Origin of the sequence: Nocardia altamirensis NBRC 108246, from assembly GCF_001612685.1 — a bacterium.
Classification (GTDB): Bacteria; Actinomycetota; Actinomycetes; order Mycobacteriales; family Mycobacteriaceae; genus Nocardia; species Nocardia altamirensis.
In genome coordinates this window covers 26,067-45,183 of sequence record NZ_BDAY01000068.1, presented here as the reverse complement: position 1 = coordinate 45,183, position 19,117 = coordinate 26,067, and the positions used below count along the sequence as shown (strand labels likewise).

Genomic DNA, 19,117 nt, shown 5'->3' with positions numbered 1-19,117 from the left:
AGGGTTGCGGCACAGCTTGATCCGCACAGACGACGACCGGACCCTTGCGGATCCGGTCGTTGTCGGCTGCTGGACTAGTTGGCGGTGGTCTGCGCTGAGTAGTCGGGCAGATCGTAGGACTCGGTCTTGGTCATCATCTTCATCATCAGCGGCTTCATCACCTTCGCGGTCATCAGCTTGCTGAGGGTCTGGCCCGCGCGGATGCCGAAGGCGGACTTGGGTGTCATGGCCTTCAGGCCGCCCGGCGGCAACTCCTGCGCCTTGGCGACGAAGGGCCGGAGCACCTCCTCGTACCTGGGCAGCGCGCGCTCGGGATCGGCTGCGTGCGCGGCGATCTCGCCAGCCAGCACATAGGCGCCGATCAGTGCCATCGAGGTACCTTGGCCACCGAGCGGCGAGCCGCAGTACCCCGCGTCACCGAGCAGCGCCACCCGGCCGTGCACCCAGGTCGGCATGTCGATCCGAGCAAGCTCGTCGAAGTAGAAGTCGGCAGACTCGTTCATCGCATCGAGGATGCGGCCCGCCTCCCAGCCTGCGTCGGCCAGGCGCTGCCGGATCAGGGCCTGCTGGGCCGCGACATCGCGGCGCAGCGCGGGATCGGCCTCGGTGCGGATGGTGACCAGCGCCTTGGCGGTGGTGGGGTCGGCATCGGGGCGCAGTCCGATATTGGTGGCGCCGACCACCGAATGCATCGTGAACCAGTGCGGCTCAAGGTCTTCCGGCGTCGGCACCGTGAAGAAGGACATGTACCCGCCGAGGTAGGTGGCGAACTGTTCCTCCGGGCCGAAGGCCAGGCGCCTGGTCGCCGAATGCAGTCCGTCCGCGCCGATCACGATGTCGAAACGCTCGGTCGAGCCCGACGCGAAGGTGACGTCGACGCCGGTGTCGTCCTGCTCGAGGGCGGTGATCCACTCGCCGTAGCGGTAGTCAACCCCGCCTTCGGCTGCGAGCACGTCGAGCAGCACCTGGTTGAGATCGCCACGGGTGATCTCGATGTCGGCGATGTGGCCCTTGCCGTCGAACATCTCGGCGGGCATCCGCACCACATCACGGCCCGCCGCGTCCACGAACTTCATGCCGCGCTCGTCGAGCTGGCGCTTGCGGATGCCGGGCATCAGGCCCATCCGCTCCGCGACCTCGACACTCGGGCCGCGCAGGTCGACGGCCTGGCCACCGGGACGCGGCGCCGCGGTGCGCTCGGCAACGGTGGCGCGGATGCCTGCCCGGAGCAGTTGCAGCGCAACGGCGTTGCCGCCGATGCCGCCGCCGGAGATGAGGACGCGGGGCTGGGAGGTGGCGCGGTTGGTGCTCATGGTGTGTTCCCTTGTTTAGCTCGAATGTCTTAGACATATGTCTACAGCACGTCTTGCACGTTTGTCTAGTACAAATGTGTAAGACGAACGTACAGTGGTGGCATGGGAAACAGAGAAGACCTGCTCGCCGCCGCACGCACCTGCATCTACCAGCGCGGATTCGCCGAGACGACGGCGCGCCACATCGCGAGCACGGCCGGGGTGAGCCTGGCCGCGATCGGATATCACTTCGGTTCGAAGGATCAGCTCGTCACCGAGGCGCTGACCCAGGCGATCGGCGACGGCATCGGAAACGATCTGGAAGCCCTGATGCGCCGCGCAGGCGCCGGGCGGTCGCTGCCCGAGGCGTTCGCGGAAACCTGGTCGGCCATAGGTGAGATTTTCGCGCGGCACAGGGAGGGCATGATTGCCAGCGCGGAGAACATGATTCGGCTGCGCCGCGTGCGGACCGACCGCGAATATCTGGCAGGAATGAACGAGCAGGCGGTCGGTGACATCGCCGCCGTCCTCGGCGAGGTGCATCTTGAATTGTCAGCGGAGCAGGTGCGCGCCGTCGCTCAGCTCTACTTCGTCCTGTTGAACGGGCTGTCGCTGCACTGGCTCAGCGACCCGGCGGGCGAGCTGCCCACCGGGTCCGATCTGGCCATCGCGCTCACCGCGCTCGCGCCGAGTCATTGACGCGCGAGGTAGGCCTTCCAGCCGCCGTACGACGTGATGTCGGTGGCAGTGATCGCGGCGTCATACGTGCAGGCGAAGCCGATCACCGAACGGCCGTCGGACAGCTCGATGCTGGTCAGTGCCATCGGCGCCGGGAGGGCGGCGAGAAAGCTGCCGAGCCCCGCCTCGGCGACCAGGAACAGCTCGCCGAGGATCGGTGCGCCGAGGCCGTCGCCGTGGCGGACCAGGCCGGGTTTCGCGGGCGTTGTATCCAGTGCGGTCAGGCGATAGGCGTCGGTGGTGTAGATTTCCCCGGCGAAGCGCGCGCCGATCTGCTCGAGTTGCCAGTGCAGCGGCTGGCCGCGCAGATGTGCGCCGAACACGGCGAGTTCGACGCCGCGGCCCACCAGCAGCGGCGCGGTGTCGATGCCGAGCAGGCGTGCCGCGAGGTCGACGGCGACCTGGTCGGCGAAGGCGGGCGTCACCAGCATGACCCCGAACGGTGCGCCTGCGGCGGTGGGTGCGCCGGGAATCGCGATCGCCGCCATGTCGAGCAGGTTGCAGAAGTTGGTGTAGGTGCCGAGCCTGCGATTGATGGTGATCGGATCCGCTTGTACCGCAGCGATGCTCGGATGTTCGGTGGTGGTCGGCAACAGCAGTGCGTCGAAACCGTCGAGCAGTGCGACGGCGGCCGCCCGGGCCAGTGCCAGGGTGTTCAGGTCGTCGGCGAAGCCGGGACCCGAAGTGGCACCGGCCGATTCGATGATGGCCGCGACCGTCGGGTCGGCGCCCGCGGGCCGGGTGGCGAGAAAGGCGCCGACCGCGGCATAGCGCTCGGCGACGATCGCGCCGTCGTAGAGCAGCAACGCGGCCTCGAGTAGGCCGGAGATGTCGACTTCCTCGAGCTTGGCGCCGGAATCCGCCATGGCAGCAACAGTTCTGGTGAACGCGTCGCGATAGGGCTCGCTCAGCGCGACGAGGTCGGCCGTGCGCGGGATCGCGATGCGCGGGGCGGCGGGCGCCGCCAGCCGGACATCAGCGGGCCAGCTGCGGCTGCGCGGATCGCGTGGTTCGGGCCCGGACATCACCGCGGCCACTGCCACCGCGCGGTCGAGGTCGGCGGCGAAGACGGTCACCGCGTCGTAGTCGGCGCAGGCAGGTACGACACCGTGCACCGGAATGATCCCCAACGAGGCCTTGATGCCGACAATGCCGTGCAAGGCCGCGGGCACCCGGCCGGAACCCGCTGTGTCGGTGCCGATTCCGATATCGACCAGACCGAGTGCGACCGCTACCGCCGAGCCCGAACTGGAGCCGCCGGAAATCAACGCCGGATCATGCGCGTTGCGCACCGCTCCGTACGGGCTACGGGTGCCGACCAGGCCGGTGGCGAACTGGTCGAGGTTGGTCTTGCCGAGCACGAGTGCGCCCGCCGCGATCAATCGTTCGATCGCCGCCGCGGTCGTCGTTGCGGTGTAGGCGAATTCGGGGCATGCCGCGGTCGTCGGCAACCCGGCGACGTCGATGTTGTCCTTCACCGCCACCAGCACGCCGGCCAGCGCAAGAGCTTCGCCGTCGGCAAGCCGGCGTTCGACGGCCGCCGCCTCGGCGGCGACCTCGTGCTCCGGCCGCAGCGTGATCCACACTTCCGGCCGGTCCACCGCAGCGATCCGCCGATAGGCCGCGGCAACTCGCTCGGTGGGTAGTGCGCTGTCGCCTACGGAGACAGCAGCCGGCGGGGTGGATAGGGACGGCTCGCCTGCGCCCATTCAGTCGACTCCGATCACTGCTAGTGGGGTACCCGGTGCTACTTTCGCACCCGGCGTGGCCATGACCTTCAATACGGTGCCGCTTCCCGGGCTGTGCACTGGCAGTTCGAGTTTCATCGCCTCCAGCACCGCGATCGGCGCGCCTGCCGGAATATGTTGTCCCGCCTCGACTTCGACACGCCAGACATTGCCGATCATCGGCGCCGTGACCACCGTCGCGCCCGCAGGCATGCCTGCGAGCGGATCGTCGGCCTGCGCGGCGACCGGTGCGGCCGCGACGGGACGGTCGAATTCGCCTGCCGCCCGCCACGCGGCCTTCTCCGCCTCGAACGCGGTCGCCTGCTTGGCCTCGAACGCGGCGATCGACTCGGCCTCGTCGCTGAGCAGCCGCAGGTGATCGGCCAGTGCGAAGGTGCCGTCGCTGACCTCCGCATCGAACCGGCCCGCCGCCGCGGCGGCGCGGTGCTCGAGCAGCTGTTCGGCGCTCACCGGTTCCCAGACGATGCGGTCGAAGAAGCGGAACAGCCATGGGGTGCCGCGCTCGAACGGCGCGGACTGGCGGTAGCTCGACCAGATCGGCACGGTCCGCCCGATCAGCTGGTATCCGCCGGGTGAGGCCATGCCGTACACGCACAGGTACTTGCCGCCGATGCCGACCGCATCCGAGGGCGTCCAGGTCCGCGCCGGGTTGTACTTGGTGGTCACCAGGCGGTGCCTCGGGTCGAGCGGAACCGCCAGCGGCGCACCGAGATACACGTCGCCGAGGCCGAGCACGAGGTACTCGGCGTCGAACACGGTCGCGCGCACGTCATCGACGCTGTCGAGTCCGTTGATGCGGCGGATGAATTCGGTGTTCGACGGCAGCCACGGTGCGGTGTCGCGTACTCCGCTGCGATAGCGGTCGATCGCCTCGGCGATGGACGGATCGTCGAAGGACAGCGGCAGCCGGATGGTGCGGCTCGGCACCACCAGATCGGTGGTCGCAGGCAACGCGAGTTCGAGCTCGCGCAGCGTGCCGAGCAGCCGGAACTGCGGCAGCACAGCGGGATCGAAGTGGATGTGCAGCGAGCGCACGCCGGGCGTGACGTCGAGAATGCCGGGCAGGCCGGTGTCGGCCAACGCCTCGGCGAGCGCATGCACCCGCATCCGCAGGCCGAGATCGAGCACCATCTCGCCGTATTCGACCAGGATGTTGTCGTCGCCGCCGCGCAGGTAGGCGACTCGCGGTCGATCGGACACGCCATCGATCGCACCGAGGATGCCGCGATCACGCAGTGCCGCACGCGGATTCGGGACGAGGGCGGTGGTGCGTGCGGTGTTCGATGCGCGCAGCGCGACCGCGTCGTCGTCGGTGACCGGGACGAAGCGCAGGGTGTCGCCCGGCCGCAGTTGACCGAGCTTCCAGCGGTGCGCCGAGACCACGGTCAGCGGGCAGGCGAAGCCGCCGAGGCTCGGTCCGTCCGGGCCGAGCAGGATCGGGGTGTCACCGGAGACGTTCAAAGCGCCGACGCTGTACGGGTTGTCGTGCAGGTTCGACGGATGCAACCCGGCGTCGCCGCCGTCGGTGCGCGACCAGGTCGGCGCGGGGCCCTCCAGCCGGATGCCGGTGCGGTTGGCGTGGCTGCCGACGCGCCAAGGGTGCGTATAGAACTGGGTCATGTCGGCGTCGGTGAAGTAGGCGGGGGAGGTCTGCGGACCCTCGCCGACCGCCAGCTGCCAGTCATGGGTGAAGTCCGGCCGATCCTGCGGCGGCACCTCGGCGGGTACGCCGAGCGCGTCGGGCGCGGTCGGTGCGATGCCGAGCACGTCGCCCGCCTGCACGGCCTTGCCGGTGGCGCCGCCGAAGCCGCCGAAGCCGAACGTGGCGGCGCTGCCGTGATAGTGCGGGGCGTCGATGCCGCCGCGGACCGCGAGATAGGTGCGCAGGCCCGCGTCGTCCGGCGTGCCGATATCCAGCACCGCCCCGGCGGCAACGGTGATCGGTCGCCACATGTCCACTGGCAGATCGTCGACTGTGATCGGTGTCGGAGCGCCGGTCACGCACACCACGGTGGTTTCGGAGAAGCGCAGTCGCGGGCCGTGCAGCGTGCACTCCAGCGCGGGCAGGCCGACCGGGTTGCCGACGGCCGTGTTGGCGAGGGTGAAGGACAGATCGTCCATCGGCCCGGACGGGGGAATGCCGACCTGCCACAGGCCGATTCGGCCCGGATAGTCCTGGACGGTCGTCATCGTCCCTGCGCGCAGCACGTCGAGGCGATGGCCGACCGGACGGATGTCGGCGAGGGTGGTCGTGCTGTGGTCGGCCCCGAGCACCCGGGTGTCCCGCGCTGCTTGGCGCAGCTGCGGCAGGTTCGTCTGCACGCCGTAGATCCGGGAGGCCGCCAGCGCCGTGGTGAGCCGGGCGAAGGCGTCCGCACGGCTGTCGCCGACCGCGATCACCTTGGCGAGCAGCGGGTCGTAGTACGGGCTGACCTCGCTGCCGGTGCCAACCCAGGTGTCCACGCGGACACCGGCGGCCTGCGCCTGCGCGGCGATGTCGGCCCCGGTCCGCGTCTCGACCGGGAAGGTGGCTGCCGTGATCAGCCCGGCGCTCGGCCGGTAGTCGTGTCCAGGATCCTCGGCGTAGACCCTCGCTTCCACCGCCCAGCCGGTGATCGGCGGTCCGCTCTCCGGCTGTTCGTCGACCATCGACGTGTCGCCGCCTGCCAGCCGCAGCATCCACGCGACCAGATCGACACCCGTGACCGCCTCGGTCACCGGATGTTCCACCTGCAGACGGGTATTCATCTCCAGGAACGACGCGGTGCGGTGCTCGGTGTCGTAGACGAATTCCACCGTTCCGGCCGACCGGTAATCCACCGACCGCGCGAGTTCCCGAGAGGCCGAAAGCAATTGATCGGTCAGCGCGGTGCCGAGGCCGGGTGCAGGCGCTTCCTCGACGACCTTCTGGTTGCGCCGTTGCAGCGAACAGTCCCTGGTGCCGAGGCTGACCACGCGGCCGTTGCCGTCGCCGAACAATTGCACTTCCACATGCCTGGCCCGCGCGACGAAGCGCTCCAGGAAGACCCCGCTCGACGCGAAATTGGTGGCGGCGAGCCGCTGGACACGCTGGTAGGCCGCCCGCAGCTGGTCGGCACCGTGGCAGGCCTGCATGCCGATGCCACCGCCGCCGCCGACCGCCTTGAGCATCACTGGATAACCGATCCGCTCGGCCTCGGCCACCGCATGCTCGGCCGACTCGAGCAGGCCGCTGCCGGGAATGAGCGGAACGCCGACCGCCCGTGCCGCTTCCCGCGCGGTGTGCTTGTCGCCGAAGATGCGCAGCTGTTCCGGTGTCGGGCCGGCGAACCGCACGCCCGCCGCACCGACCGCGGTGGCGAATTCGGCGTTCTCCGAGAGGAATCCGTACCCGGGATGGATGGCGCCAGCGCCGGTGGCCAACGCCGCCTCGATCACCAGATCGGCGCGCAGATAGGACTCTGCCGCCGGCCCCGGCCCGAGACGCACTGCGACATCGGCGGTTTCGACGTGCGCCGCTCCGGTGTCGGCGTCCGAATAGACGGCGACCGTTTTCAAGCCCAATGCCTGCGCCGACCGCATGATTCGGCACGCGATCTCGCCACGATTGGCGACGAGCACAGTATCGAATTCCAGTCTCACTGCTTGCCCCTATTCAGTTGAGTGTTATTCGGCGGCCATCGCCGCGATGGCGCGGGTGACCCGTTCGAGCACCACATCCAGCGATTCGCCGATATGGGTGTGTAGCAGCCGATAGGCGAGTGAAAGATCTTCGGCCAGTACGGCTTCCAGAATGCCGAGATGTTCGGCGATGGTGGTTTCGATGCGATTGTTGACCATGAAGTCGTACATTCGGACGTGCCGGATCCGGGAATTCACCGCCTGCAGCGCCCGCACCATTTCGGCGTTGCCCGCCGCGGTGAGCAGCGTGACGTGGAATTCCTCGTCGCGAACCACGAATCCCGGCTCCTGGACCGGCGGGTCGTCGCGCAGTGCCAGCCACGCGGTGCGCTCGCGCTCGAGCAGCGCGCGGTCGTGGGTTACCGCTGGATTGGTCATTGCCCGCTGTATTCCGCCGAGCTCCACCGTGATTCGCAGTTCGTACAGATCGCGGATCAGTGGAATGCTCGGGCGCACCGGGCTGAACCCGTAGTCCTCGCGCTGCAGCAGACCGTCGGAGCAGAGCACCGTCAGTGCCTCCCGAATCGGCGTGCGCGATATGCCGAATCGCGTCGACAGTTTCGGCTCGGTGAGGCGCTCGCCGAACTTGATATCGCCGTTCATCAATTCGCTGCGCAGTGCCGCGTACACGACGTCGCGGAGCGGCTTTCCCGCGGCTTCTTCCAGGGTGGTCGCCCGTGTCGACATGCCTGTATACGCTATGGAGCTTGCGTTTCAGCGATGTGACGAGATGTTAGCAAGGCGTAAGGGTCTGCTCACCGTGCAGGCATCGCGCCCGTCATCGGCCAGCTTCCCCCGCTCACCACGTTCTGCGAGGTCAAGACCGGTAGGTACGTGCGAGCCACATCGATCATGTTGTCGGCCAACCCCCCTTGGTAAACGGCTGGAACGGGCGCACACTCGTATTTATCGGTGTTCGTAGTAGGAACGGGGGGCTGATGAGGATCCAACCGCGACAACAGCTTCTAGAACTCTGGCGCTCGGTGCTCGCCGCTTGCTATGACAAGGGGACCTGGCACTGGGGCGGTCGCGACGGCACCAATTCGATCAGCGACACCGAACAGTTGCTGTGCCTGCTCTATCCGGCCACCGAGATTGGTGCATTTGCACTAGACCAGCCCGATGATATGGCCGACGATATTCGCGCGGTGCTTGCTCCGCTCGGTGAGGCGACGCGGATCGGCGGCGCCCTCGTCGGTGTGCTCGAGGATTACTTCTCCCGCCACACCAGCACCGAGGGGGAACCGATCTTCGCGGCGGGCAGCTATCTGCGCTCCGCCGACGGCCGGGAACCGAGCGCCGAACAGTACGAGCTGGAAGTCGTCGACGCGTACTCCATGTCGCTCACCCTGTGCATCGCGGCGCTGAGATTCCTGCGGATCTTCAAGCGATTCATGGACAAGGAGGTGCGGCGCGAGGCCAAGGACCTCTCCGCCCGGATCCGGGTGCTGACGCCGCAGGTCAGCGTGCGGCTGACCGCCGCGATGACCGGCCTCGTGCGCAGCTTCGTGGTGCATACGCCGAACCCGAAGTCGGCGCAAGGCCAGGCCATTCTCGGCATGCTCAATCAGGTCGGCGCCGCCGACGAGACGGTGATCGACGGCATCGCCCGCAGGCTGGACCGGGTCCGGGTGCAGATGGCCAACGACGTGAAGCTCGGCCAGACTCCCGATATCGACCTCGCGGACGAGCTGTTGCTGTTCGAATGCGGCTGGAGCTGGGGCATCGACCAGAAGGCCTCGCCGATCGACTTCGTCCGGTCCAAGATCGGTGACCAGCCCGGCTACGCGGCCTCCAGACCCGACCTGTACTTCACCATCGTCGCGCTGGACGGCATCAACGACCTCACCTCCCGCCGCACCAGAGAAATGGACCTGCTCAACGACGAGCAGCGCCAACTCGCGGACGCGCTCGAACTGCGCTGGGACCTGACCCAGCGGTACTGGTCCACCGTCGCGCGGTACGGGCCAGGCCGCTGGCCGCTGGAGGATCTGCCGTGGCGCACCTCGGATGGTGAAGAGTCCGACTATTACACGCTCGCGGTCTCGGCAATGGTGTTGCAGGACTTCGTGAATCGGCAGGCTACCGACGAATTACCGCAGGTGGTAGCGGTTTTCGATCAGCTGGCCAGGCGTGGGCGGATCATCAGCAGGCTCACCTCGGGTGACCCCGCCGCGGTGCTGCACTATCCGGGCGTCCGGGTGCCGATGCCGGGCAGCGCGGACATCGGTGGCGGTCCACCGCTGGTCTGGGTGGTGCCCGACTTCGCGACGATGCTGCTGAAGCGGTCGCTGCAGGCCTGGCAGCTCTCCGGCGACGTCGCCATGCGGGACCGCTTGATGTCGATGGCCGAGCTCACCATGGACCACCTCAGCAGACGTCAGATCGGCTTCGGCGCGGCGACCGGGCTGTGGGACGACGCGGAGCAGGTGGCGAGCACGCAGTGGCCAGGCATGCTGGCGACCGAGGACGTCGGCCCGCGCGACGGCGCGGTGCAGGCCTCCTGGTATCTCACCGAACGCATCGTCGAATGCCTGGTCTCGGCCGATCGAAACTTCCGTGAGCCACCGCTGGCGATGCCGTCGATGATCAGCCGAGCCATCGAAATGCGCAGTGAGGCAGAACATCTGCTCAATCAGGAAATGCTGGAGGTCGGCGACCCCGATGTCTCACAGGCCATGCTTTCGCGGATCGAACAGCAGCTCGACGAGGCGCGCAGGCTGCTGAACGAGCAACCAGCCACCGCGTTCAGCCTGGCCGAACAGGCGCTGCTGCAGTTGTACGAGCTAGCTTATGCGCGACGCGACGCGATGAGGTCGTGAGCCGATGTTGGTGTTCTCGACCTCGGACAAGGGTGGCACCGGACGCTCGGTGACCAGCTGCAATCTCGCGTACCGACTATGCGTGAGTGGCCGCAATGTCGCCTACGTCGACTTCGACTTCGGATCGCCGACGGCAGGCGCGCTGTTCGAGATCAGCGCCGTGGAACGCGGCACGGCGCACCAGGACGGCCTGCATTCGTATCTGCTCGGCGAGACCGGCGTCGCCACCAGGATCGACGTGCGGACGGCGTCGGACCGGCCCGCGCTACGCCGGTTGGGTCCGCGGGCGGGCAAGCTCGTGTTGTACCCGGGCGACGAGGGTGGCGCCGAATTCTTGACGGCCGAAAACGCGGTCGTCACCCGGTGCGCCGAACTGCTGCTCGCGCTGGAGCAGGAATTCAAGGTGGTGCTCGTCGATCTGAGCGCGGGCCGCTCGGTGGCGTTGGAGCTGGTGTTGAAGGCCACCGCGATGCCGCAGCTGCGCTCGTTCACCGCACGCTGGTTGATCTTCCACCGCTGGACCCGGCAGCACATTCTGGCGGCAAGTGGGCTGGTGCACGGACCGCACGGGCTCACGCAGGCGGGCAAGGAGTGCGGGCACGATCCGCTGGAGTTGCTGGAATCGGTCCGCTATGTCCGCACCGCGGTGCCGAACCCGACCCCGGCCGCGCCCGGCGGCGTCGGCAGGCCGGCACAGGCTGCCTGGCTGATGGAACAGAACGCCGCGCTCAAGCGGCTGGCCTCGGCGAACCAGCTCGGGGCGAGCAGCCTGCTCGGCGAGACGCCGATGGAGCCGGTTCTGCAATGGCGTGAGCAGGTGATCATGGATATGGACGTGGACGCGAAGATTGCCAATCCGGCCACCACTGCGGCGTATACCGAGCTGGCCAGGCGCCTGCTGGACGCCGCGACCTGGGAGAGGTTTTGACCGCTGTGAGGGACGTCGTCGGGTATAGCGAGGAGACCGAGCGGGTACGGATCGATCAGGTGCCGCTGTCGCACCTGTCGATCGAGGTCGGCCATTTCTACATGAACGAGATCGCCAACGACATGGATCAGGTGGTCCGGGAGTTTCGCCGGATCGTGCCGCTGGTCGAGGCGTTCATCGCTTCTGCCCGTGTGCAATTCGGTCCGCGGGCGCGGGTGAGTACGTGCTACCTGATCGACGACTACTTCCAGCCGGACACCGACCCGCGCGAGATCCTCGGCAAGTTGCTCACCGCGGCGGACGAAACTGGTTTGCGCATCGACTATTTGGCGCGCGAGTCGGGCTGCTGGGAGACCGATCCGTTCGTCGACGGCGTGCCGTTGGACGAGCCGATCCGGCTCGCCGAGATGGTGGCCGCCAGAATCGTTGCGGAGCCGGAGATTTCGTCGTCGACCGGCCGCAGGCCGCCGACGGCGGAATCCGGGTGGCTGTGCAACGGGCGGCGGTCCTCGCTGGACGAACCGGCACAGGCGATGCGGGTGCAGCCGTATCGGCCGCCGGAGGAGTTCGGCAGGCGCGAGCATTCGATCTTCCTCGACGTGCAGTTGTGGAGTAAGCGCACCGAGATCGTCAACGGGCACAGCGAGACCTACACCAAGTGGTCGTGTGCATTCCTCGCCTCGGTCTGGCATCTGCTCCGGCTCGGCATGCTGCGCTACAACGGTGCGTCCGTGGTGGTTCCGCAGCCTTGGCAGGCCGGAGACGGCTGGCCGACCCGGTGGCGCGAGGTACCCGCTGTGGTGCAACTGAATCCGCGCGCCACCCCGTTCGCCGCCTACAAGACGCTGTCGATGCTGCCGAAACGGTATCTCGGCATTGAGCATTCGGTCCGGGTGATCCTTGATCACATCGATCTCGACGGCGATGTGGTCGATCAGATCATCACTCTCGGCGCCTACGACGAGGTACCGGTGACGGTGTCGCGCAAGGTCACCGAGCGGCTGAATCACCTATTGCTCGACGGATCCTGAGTGATGGGGCCGTCCACCACTCCGCTGATCGCCCTGGGCGAGGTGCGTACCTGCTTGGTACCCGCGTCCGCCACCCTGCACCGAGCCGAAGCGAGTGAACTGCTGGCATTGGTCCCCGGTCGGCGCGTGTTATGGCGGCAACGCCCTGGGACGCTTGCCGTTTCGCCCGCTTCGCCGGTCGGGGTCGACTGCGAACTGGTGCTGCCCGACGCCGCGCCTGCCAGGGTGGTCGGCACGGTGGCGGGCCGAGCCGTCGTGACCGGCGGCCGGGTGCTGCAGAGTTCGGTACGCACCCAGGTGATTCGAGCGGCCGAGCGACGGCGCCAGACCTGGTCGCACTATCTCAGCCGGGTCGGGGTGACCGAGGTGATCAGCAAGATCGGCGACCGGGTCGAGGCCTGCGACGCGCTCGCCGACGGCTATCTCGACGGCAAGCCCTCGTCGGACACCCTCGACCTGGCCTCGATCAGCGAGCGCCTGCTCGCCCGCCTGCGCGCCGACCCGAAGCTAGATCAGCAGGCGCCGCTGCAGGCGGCCACCACCCGGCTGCGGTGGGCGGCGAAGATCGGCGGCGCGGTCGGCCCGAAGCTGCGGCTGCGGCTCGACGACGAATCGGTGCGCTCCGCGTGGATCATCGTGCGCACCGAGAAGGATCTCGAAGCCGCGCAACGTTTTTGCGAGGATCTCGCGGTGCACGACTGGCTGCTGACGGTCGGCGACGCGGCCATCGAGGAGGCGGACCGGTTCCCCGCGTCCAGCCGGGAGCAGCTGGAGATCCTCGCTGCGGTGCTCGAGCACCTGGGCCACCTGTGGATGCCAGGCGCGCACACCCCGGCCGACCTGCGCGGGCTGTGGAAGGACCTGCAGTCCGATCCCGGCTTCTCCCGGCAGTGGACCGCGCTGATGGGCCAGGTGCGCGACCGGCTCCGGGTGGCGCAGTGGGACCACCTTGCTCGAGGCGTGCGGGTCAGCACCACCGAATGGTGACCGAAAACCCTTGTCCAGCAGCGCTATAGACGGAACCAGCGGCGGACAAGCAACGCGAAGAACACCGAGAGCGACACCGTGCCGACCCACGATTCGGTGGCGAGCAGGGCCCGCCCGCCCTCGGCCAGGTCCGCGGTGTCGCCGAGCCCCATCGGATTCAGATAGCTGGTCATGCTCATGTACAGCGTGTCGCTGACCGAGCCGTGCTCGAACAGCAGCAGCGCAACGCTGAACAGCGCCAGTTGTACGGCGATCCAGCCGAGCAGCCGGAACGGCTTGTATCCGTAGCCGCACAACAGGTCCGAGAGTTGCGGGCCGATGCGCCGCCAGCCGGGCGGGGTGGCCTGGCAGCGGGCTCGTGCCTGCCACAGCCCGCAGCGGTCAACGGCATCCATGTCTTCGTTCAACCGGTGCAGTGACGCCGCCCGACGGTAGGCGAGCACCGCGTGCGCGGGCAGTCCCAGCTCGCGCAGTTGCGCGCCGAGCTGCTCGTATACCCCTGCCAGCAGGGTGTTCTGGGTGCGGCTCAGGCGCAGCGGCCCGCGGGATTCGACCTCGGCAGCGAGCAGAGCGGCGATGACGTCGACCACCGCGCGCCCGTCCTCGTCGAGGGCGGGACTCGGTGGGGCGGCGTCCTTGGCCTCGGCGTAAAGATGGCTGAACACCAGGCTGTCGCCGCGGCGCCGGGTGCTCGGCGGGTCGTATCGGCCGAGCACCGCTTCGACATCGGCGTTGAGCGAATCCAACAGCGCCTGCTCGCCCGGCGCGCCATTGCGGCGATGCACGACGCGGTACTCCGCATCGGCGTATTTGGCCGCGCGCCGGACGATGCGGGTGGCGGTCGACTCGACGAACTCCGAACGGGGTTCGGGTGTTTCGTGGTCGGTCATCAGCTCCCCCCGCGTTTCGGGCAACGCGCCTGGGTCAGCGTGCCCCAAACACCTTGGTGGTGGTCAGGCACCGCCCTTCTCGGGCGTCGTCGGTTCACGCCGTGTGGGCGGCGTGGACGTCGGTTCTCGCGTCGTTCGGGCCGGTTTCACCGACACCGCCAGGGTATCGGTCAGCGCCTTCCCGTCGGCGAGCATTGGTAACCCGGCCTCCTGCTTGGGGGTCCGGGGATCGAGGAGGATCTTCAGGCTGGATGATCGGCCATGCGGCGAGGTTGACCGCTGCGTTGTGGTCGCGGTCGGCGCGAAACCCGCACCCGCAGGCGAATATTCGATCTGCGAGAGTCAGCCCGGTGTTCACTGCCGTACATGCCGAACAGCGTCTGCTCGACGCGTACCAGCGGCCAGCAGTGACGATCGTGCCGCTGCGCCACTGTTGTTTGTAACGCAACAGGCGCGCGAACTCAGTCCATCCGGCATCGCTGATCGCGCGTGCCAGAGAGCGGTTGCCGAGCATGCCTGCCACATTCAGGTCCTCGATGACCAGCCGGTCGTGGGTTTTGACCAGCTGATTGGTGACCTGATGGAGGAAGTGACGGCGAATATTGGCGACACGGTGATGATGGCGGCCCAGCGCTGCGGCGGCATCCCTGCGGTTGGTGGATCCTTTCTGCTTGCGCGACAACGATTTCGCCAGTCGCCGTTGCTTGCGCAACCCGACAGCTAGGGGCTTGGGCGGGTTGTCGACCCGGGCGACTTCGGTGCCTTCGGCGGTGGCGGCGACCAGAAACGCCGAGAGCCCGCGGTCGATCCCCACCCAGCCACCCTCATCACTCACACGGGGTGCATGGTGGTGTGCGGGGTGCAGGTCGGCAGCCTGCGTGGTCACGCTGATCTGCCAGCGACCTGCCCGATAGATGAGGGTGGTGTAGAGGATTTTCGCGCGCCCGCTCACGAGCAGGCGCCGCAGGCGGCGGGTGTCTTCCCGTACCCGGATGGTGCCCAGACCGGGCAGAGTCACCGATCGGGCAATCCCATTACTGCCGACACGGATCGCTGCGCGCCCGGACTTAGCGGTCTTGCTACGCAACCGAAACGATACAGTGGCGATGTTCTTCTTCTTGAAACGAGGAAACCCGACCTTCTTGCCTCGGCGTTTGCCGGAGCGGGAGTTGAAGAAGGCAGTCAATGCGCGGCCGCAGTCGACAGCGGCTTCCTCGAACACCTGCTGGCACACTTCATTACGCCACACCAGACCAGTCACCTCGATCTCGGCGACCCCGCCTCGATCGACGGCGATCGCCCGGCCCGCCGCCTCGGATTTCTTCCACGCGTTGAAGGCGTTGATGAGGCTGAACCCGGTCCACGGTACCGGCAGTTCAGGATCGGTTTTGCGTTGATCTAACGCGGTTTTCACCAAGTTCAGGCACTTGTTGAACGCGAACCGCGCGGCCCCGGCGTGCCGGGCAAGCACCTGCTGCTGCTCGACGGTGGGGTCGAGGCAGTACCGGAAGGTGGTGTGACGGCTCATCACCGCGGAGTGTGGCACAGGCCACCGACAATAACGACCACCTCAGCAACCGATACCAGCTACGACAACTGAAATTTCCAGACACGCTGTCAGACGACGTTGAGCTTCGGTGCGGGCGTAGATTCGCGCCGCCGCAGTCTTGGACAGTGGACAACGCCTCAGTGGCCGAGCTTGTACTCGAGCACGTCGCGCGGTTCGCCCTTACCGAAGTAGTGCTCCTCGTGGGCGGTCCACTGGAAGCCGAGCCGCTTGTACAGGTTGTAGGCGGACTGGTTGGTCGGGCGCACAGTGATGAGCACACTGTGCATCTCGTGCCGCTTGCACAGGTCGATCGCTTGTTCCAACAGGGTCGAGCCGTAGCCGCGGCCGCACCGGTTCGTGGTGACCGCCAGGCTGAGCAGCCACGCGCGCCGATCCGGGGTGAGCGCGACGAGCACGTGACCGAGCACGACGCCGTCGACCTCGGCGATCAACCAGTTGGCGCCATGCAGATCGAAGAGTTGGCGCAGCGCGAAGTAGGGATAGGACTGAGCGCCGAAGCGTTCGGTTTCGATGGCGGCGACGTCAGCGAGATCGGACAGCGCTGCGGTCCGGTACACAGGTGTCGGTGACGTCGTCGCGATGTCCAATGTGCTCCCTTGTGCGGTGACACGGGTCATGACCACAGAGTAGGCGTTTGCTCGCGCCGTTGAGGCACGTCGCCACGCACTGTCCGGATCGGGGTAGTTTAAGCCGCTTCGCGGGGTTGTGGCGGCCGTACGCCGCACCTGCCTGCACGAGTCAACTCCGGCAGCGTCCGCCCAGCTCGGTTGCCGATCATTTGCCATCGGCCGTTGGCTGCGTCAGGGCTCAGCTGGCCGCGCTCGGTACCCGAATATGTTGCGCCGTCACCGTATCGGCGTCGGCGCTCGCCAAGATCCCCACCACTTCGGTGATCTCTTTCGCGTCGTTGAGCCGCCCGAGCGCGCTGTCCGCCGCCTGCTCATTCGGATCGTTGGCGCCGACACTGACCGCGTTGACGGTGATCCGTCTCGAGCCGAACTCCGGCGCCAACCCGAGCGTGAATTCCGCGATGGCACCCGTTGCCGCATCGTGCACAGCACTGCCCGCGGCATCCACGCCCGCGACGGTGATCACGCGTCCGCCGTCCGCCAGCTGCGTCGCCGCCAGCTGCGCACCGTGAAAGACCGCCTTGACCGGTGTCGTCACGCCGAGCTCGAACTCCTCGTCGGTGATCTCGCCCAATGCCGTGCTGATCGCCGCGGCAGGGGTGTGCACCAACACGTCCCAGTGCCCGTACTCCTCGAGCACCGCCTGCACCAACTCCTCGTACTCGCCGCGGTCCCCGAGGTCGGCCGCCAGCGCCACCGCTTGCCCACCCGCCCCGGTGATCGCCTCGACCACGTCGGCCGCCCACTCCGGTGCATGCGGATGCTGGACAACCACCTGCGCCCCCTGCGCCGCAAGCGCGACCGCAATGGCCTTCCCGATCCCGGTGTGCGCATCGGTGACCAACGCCGTCTTCCCCGCAAGCGGACCGGTCGAGTGCATGCCATGCCTTCCCGTTGTGCGGAAATCGACTACCGCGGACCCACATTCGCCGCTCAGCGACCGGCAGAGCCAGTATGCATCCCGTTGCCCACCCGCCGATACAAGAAAGGCCCCTGGTGTGGACCAGGGGCCTTTCTGTTCGTCTCAACCACGAGTCGGGGTGACAGGATTTGAACCTGCGACCTCTTCGTCCCGAACGAAGCGCGCTACCAAGCTGCGCCACACCCCGTGAATCGAACCTGGAGTAGCTTACAACAGGGTGGGTGTAGACGTTAAACCGGCTGTTCAGAGGGGTATCGCGACGCGATACCGCTGGGCAGGCTAGTTGTCGTGGGGGCGGATGCTTGTGAAGATGCGCTTGGCGGTCTCGGCGTCGACGGCGTTGGGGACACCGGTGTCGGCGGTGATCACCATGACGAAGCTGCCGTTGTCGGTGGGGTAGGCGACGGTGTAGACCGAGTACGTGGTGGCGCAGCCGGGCTTGGCCTGGGGGACGGTGCCCTTGGTCTCCACGAACATGCCGTGCTGCGAACCGTCCAAGGAGTTGAGCGGGACAGGGGCGGACGGGTGGCCGTCGGTGGAGGCGAGGTAGGCCAGCTGGGCCGTCTTGGTGCCGAGATCGGTTGCCGCCGCGCCGGTATTGCTGTCCTTCGAGCCGGTGAGGAACGAAGAGGTGCGGGTCGAGCCGGGGCAGTAGCCCTTGCCCTCGCTGGCATACCCCTTGCCCGCCACCGCGTTCGGTGGCTCACCGAATCCGCCGATGACGGTCTCGGGCGCCACCGTCCAGCTCGCAGGCACGTCGTAGGCCGCGCCGCGGTCAGGCGCGACCACCACCTGGTAGCCGGGGATGGTCGGAGTTTCGTTGCGGCCGTTCGCATTCGTGGGCGGCGCGGCCGAGGTGGTCTTCGACGGTGTCGGCGCCGCGCTCGCGCTCGGGGTCAGCGCGCTCACCATGGACGGCGAATTCCGTTGCGAGTCAGAGTTGTCCGAGCCACGGTTGGTCAGCAGTACCGCGGTCACCGCGCCGCCCGCCACCAGCAGCACGACCAGTCCGATCAGCAGCAGCGCCTTGCCGCGCCCACCCGAGGGTGGTGTGCCGCCCTGCGGCAGCTGCTGGGGTGGCACACCGTAGGCGCCCTGCTGTGCATACCCGGGTGCCTGGCCATACGGCTGCCCGTATTGCGGTGCGGCGTAAGTGGGTGTCTGCTCGAGCGGCGGAACCTCGCCGTAGTGCTGCCCGGGTGCCTGCTGCCATTGCGCAGCCGGATCGGGCTGGCCTAGTCGAGTGGCGTTGGGATATCCGAGCAGCGTCGGTGCGGCATTGCCCGGTTGGTTCGGCTCCGGCGTCCCGAGGCTCGGCTGCCACAGGGCCGCCGGGTCACCGACGGTGGGACGCGGCTGTGCCAGCAGCGTCGGATCCGCCTGTGCGGGTGCCTGCCACTGCGGTGCCTGCCCGCCGGGCTGCTGCCACTGTGCGGTCGGAGCGGGCTGCCATTGATAGTTGGGGGCTGGCGCTTGCCCGCCCGGCGGAGCTTGCCCAGGCGGGACCCCTGGCGTCTGCGCGTGCCCGCCGACAGCCCTCGGAGCTTGTCCGCCAACGGTTCCGGGTGTTTGTCCACCGACCGGCCCTGACGGTTGGCCACCGAGCCCGCCAGCGGTCCCCGGTGCTTGTCCGCCAACGGTTCCTGGTGCTTGCCCACCGGCAGCCCCTGGCGCCTGAGCGCTCGGCTGCCACTGCAAGGTCGGGTCCGGGATCGCGGAACCCCCACTCGGCTGCCACTGCAGCGTCGGGTCCGGAGTCGCGGCACCCGCGCTCGCACCCCACTGCTGCGGCGTCGACTCGCCCACGCCAGGCCACGCGACCTGCTGGTGAAATCCCGAGTCCCGCTTCCACGGTCGCTGGGATGCGGACTCAGCGCTCTGCGTGGCCGACCCGTCGGGA

General features: G+C 67.8%; 14 protein-coding genes and 1 tRNA gene. 5 read left to right on the top strand and 10 right to left on the bottom strand.

Annotation, left to right across the window (positions count from 1 at the left end):
- Positions 1–74: 74 nt before the first annotated feature.
- Positions 75–1,313 carry an FAD-dependent monooxygenase gene (locus tag NA11_RS31165; protein ID WP_069165615.1) on the bottom strand — a complete coding sequence of 413 codons (1,239 nt, stop codon included), beginning with the start codon at positions 1,311–1,313 and terminating at the stop codon, positions 75–77.
- A 102-nt stretch (positions 1,314–1,415) separates the two neighbouring features.
- Between NA11_RS31165 and NA11_RS47090 the strand changes: the two genes are divergently transcribed.
- A complete protein-coding gene (locus tag NA11_RS47090; RefSeq protein WP_069165614.1) occupies positions 1,416–1,991 on the top strand; it encodes a TetR/AcrR family transcriptional regulator in 576 nt (191 codons plus the stop codon).
- On the opposite strand, the gene atzF is transcribed toward NA11_RS47090, so the two are convergent.
- From atzF to NA11_RS31145, 3 genes are all read right to left on the bottom strand, one after another.
- Positions 1,985–3,739 (bottom strand): allophanate hydrolase, encoded by a 1,755-nt coding sequence (gene atzF / locus NA11_RS31155; protein ID WP_069165613.1) that lies wholly within the window; start codon positions 3,737–3,739, stop codon positions 1,985–1,987. The genes NA11_RS47090 and atzF overlap by 7 nt on opposite strands.
- Positions 3,740–7,339 carry an urea carboxylase gene (gene uca / locus NA11_RS31150; protein WP_069165637.1) on the bottom strand — a complete coding sequence of 1,200 codons (3,600 nt, stop codon included), beginning with the start codon at positions 7,337–7,339 and terminating at the stop codon, positions 3,740–3,742.
- An 84-nt stretch (positions 7,340–7,423) separates the two neighbouring features.
- Positions 7,424–8,125, bottom strand: coding sequence for a GntR family transcriptional regulator (locus tag NA11_RS31145; RefSeq protein ID WP_069165612.1), 702 nt, complete (start codon positions 8,123–8,125; stop codon positions 7,424–7,426).
- A gap of 251 nt (positions 8,126–8,376) precedes the next feature.
- Here NA11_RS31145 and NA11_RS31140 point away from each other — a divergent pair, with 251 nt between their 5' ends.
- The 4 genes from NA11_RS31140 to NA11_RS31125 are packed head-to-tail and all read left to right on the top strand — an operon-like array spanning position 8,377 to position 13,206.
- Positions 8,377–10,260, top strand: a complete 1,884-nt coding sequence (locus NA11_RS31140) for an SCO2524 family protein (RefSeq protein ID WP_069165611.1) — start codon at positions 8,377–8,379, stop codon at positions 10,258–10,260.
- A gap of 4 nt (positions 10,261–10,264) precedes the next feature.
- On the top strand, positions 10,265–11,188 hold the full coding sequence (locus NA11_RS31135; protein WP_069165610.1) for an SCO2523 family variant P-loop protein: 924 nt from the start codon (positions 10,265–10,267) through the stop codon (positions 11,186–11,188).
- A gap of 5 nt (positions 11,189–11,193) precedes the next feature.
- A complete protein-coding gene (locus NA11_RS31130; RefSeq protein WP_084655217.1) occupies positions 11,194–12,219 on the top strand; it encodes an SCO2522 family protein in 1,026 nt (341 codons plus the stop codon).
- A gap of 3 nt (positions 12,220–12,222) precedes the next feature.
- A complete protein-coding gene (locus NA11_RS31125; protein ID WP_069165609.1) occupies positions 12,223–13,206 on the top strand; it encodes an SCO2521 family protein in 984 nt (327 codons plus the stop codon).
- 23 nt (positions 13,207–13,229) lie between these two features.
- Here NA11_RS31125 and NA11_RS31120 read toward each other — a convergent pair whose 3' ends face one another.
- The 6 genes from NA11_RS31120 to NA11_RS45110 form a co-directional block, all read right to left on the bottom strand.
- Entirely contained in the window at positions 13,230–14,096 is an 867-nt protein-coding gene (locus NA11_RS31120) for a hypothetical protein (protein WP_069165608.1), read from the bottom strand.
- Positions 14,097–14,190: 94 nt separating this feature from the next.
- Positions 14,191–15,624, bottom strand: coding sequence for an RNA-guided endonuclease TnpB family protein (locus NA11_RS31115; RefSeq protein ID WP_141717937.1), 1,434 nt, complete (start codon positions 15,622–15,624; stop codon positions 14,191–14,193).
- 158 nt (positions 15,625–15,782) lie between these two features.
- Complete coding sequence (locus tag NA11_RS31110) at positions 15,783–16,283, bottom strand: GNAT family N-acetyltransferase (RefSeq protein ID WP_167837767.1); 501 nt, start codon at positions 16,281–16,283, stop codon at positions 15,783–15,785.
- A gap of 190 nt (positions 16,284–16,473) precedes the next feature.
- A complete protein-coding gene (locus NA11_RS31105; RefSeq protein ID WP_069165605.1) occupies positions 16,474–17,175 on the bottom strand; it encodes an SDR family NAD(P)-dependent oxidoreductase in 702 nt (233 codons plus the stop codon).
- 155 nt (positions 17,176–17,330) lie between these two features.
- A tRNA-Pro gene (locus NA11_RS31100) sits at positions 17,331–17,404 on the bottom strand.
- A gap of 92 nt (positions 17,405–17,496) precedes the next feature.
- Positions 17,497–19,023 (bottom strand): DUF8017 domain-containing protein, encoded by a 1,527-nt coding sequence (locus tag NA11_RS45110; RefSeq protein WP_141717936.1) that lies wholly within the window; start codon positions 19,021–19,023, stop codon positions 17,497–17,499.
- Positions 19,024–19,117 lie beyond the last annotated feature (94 nt).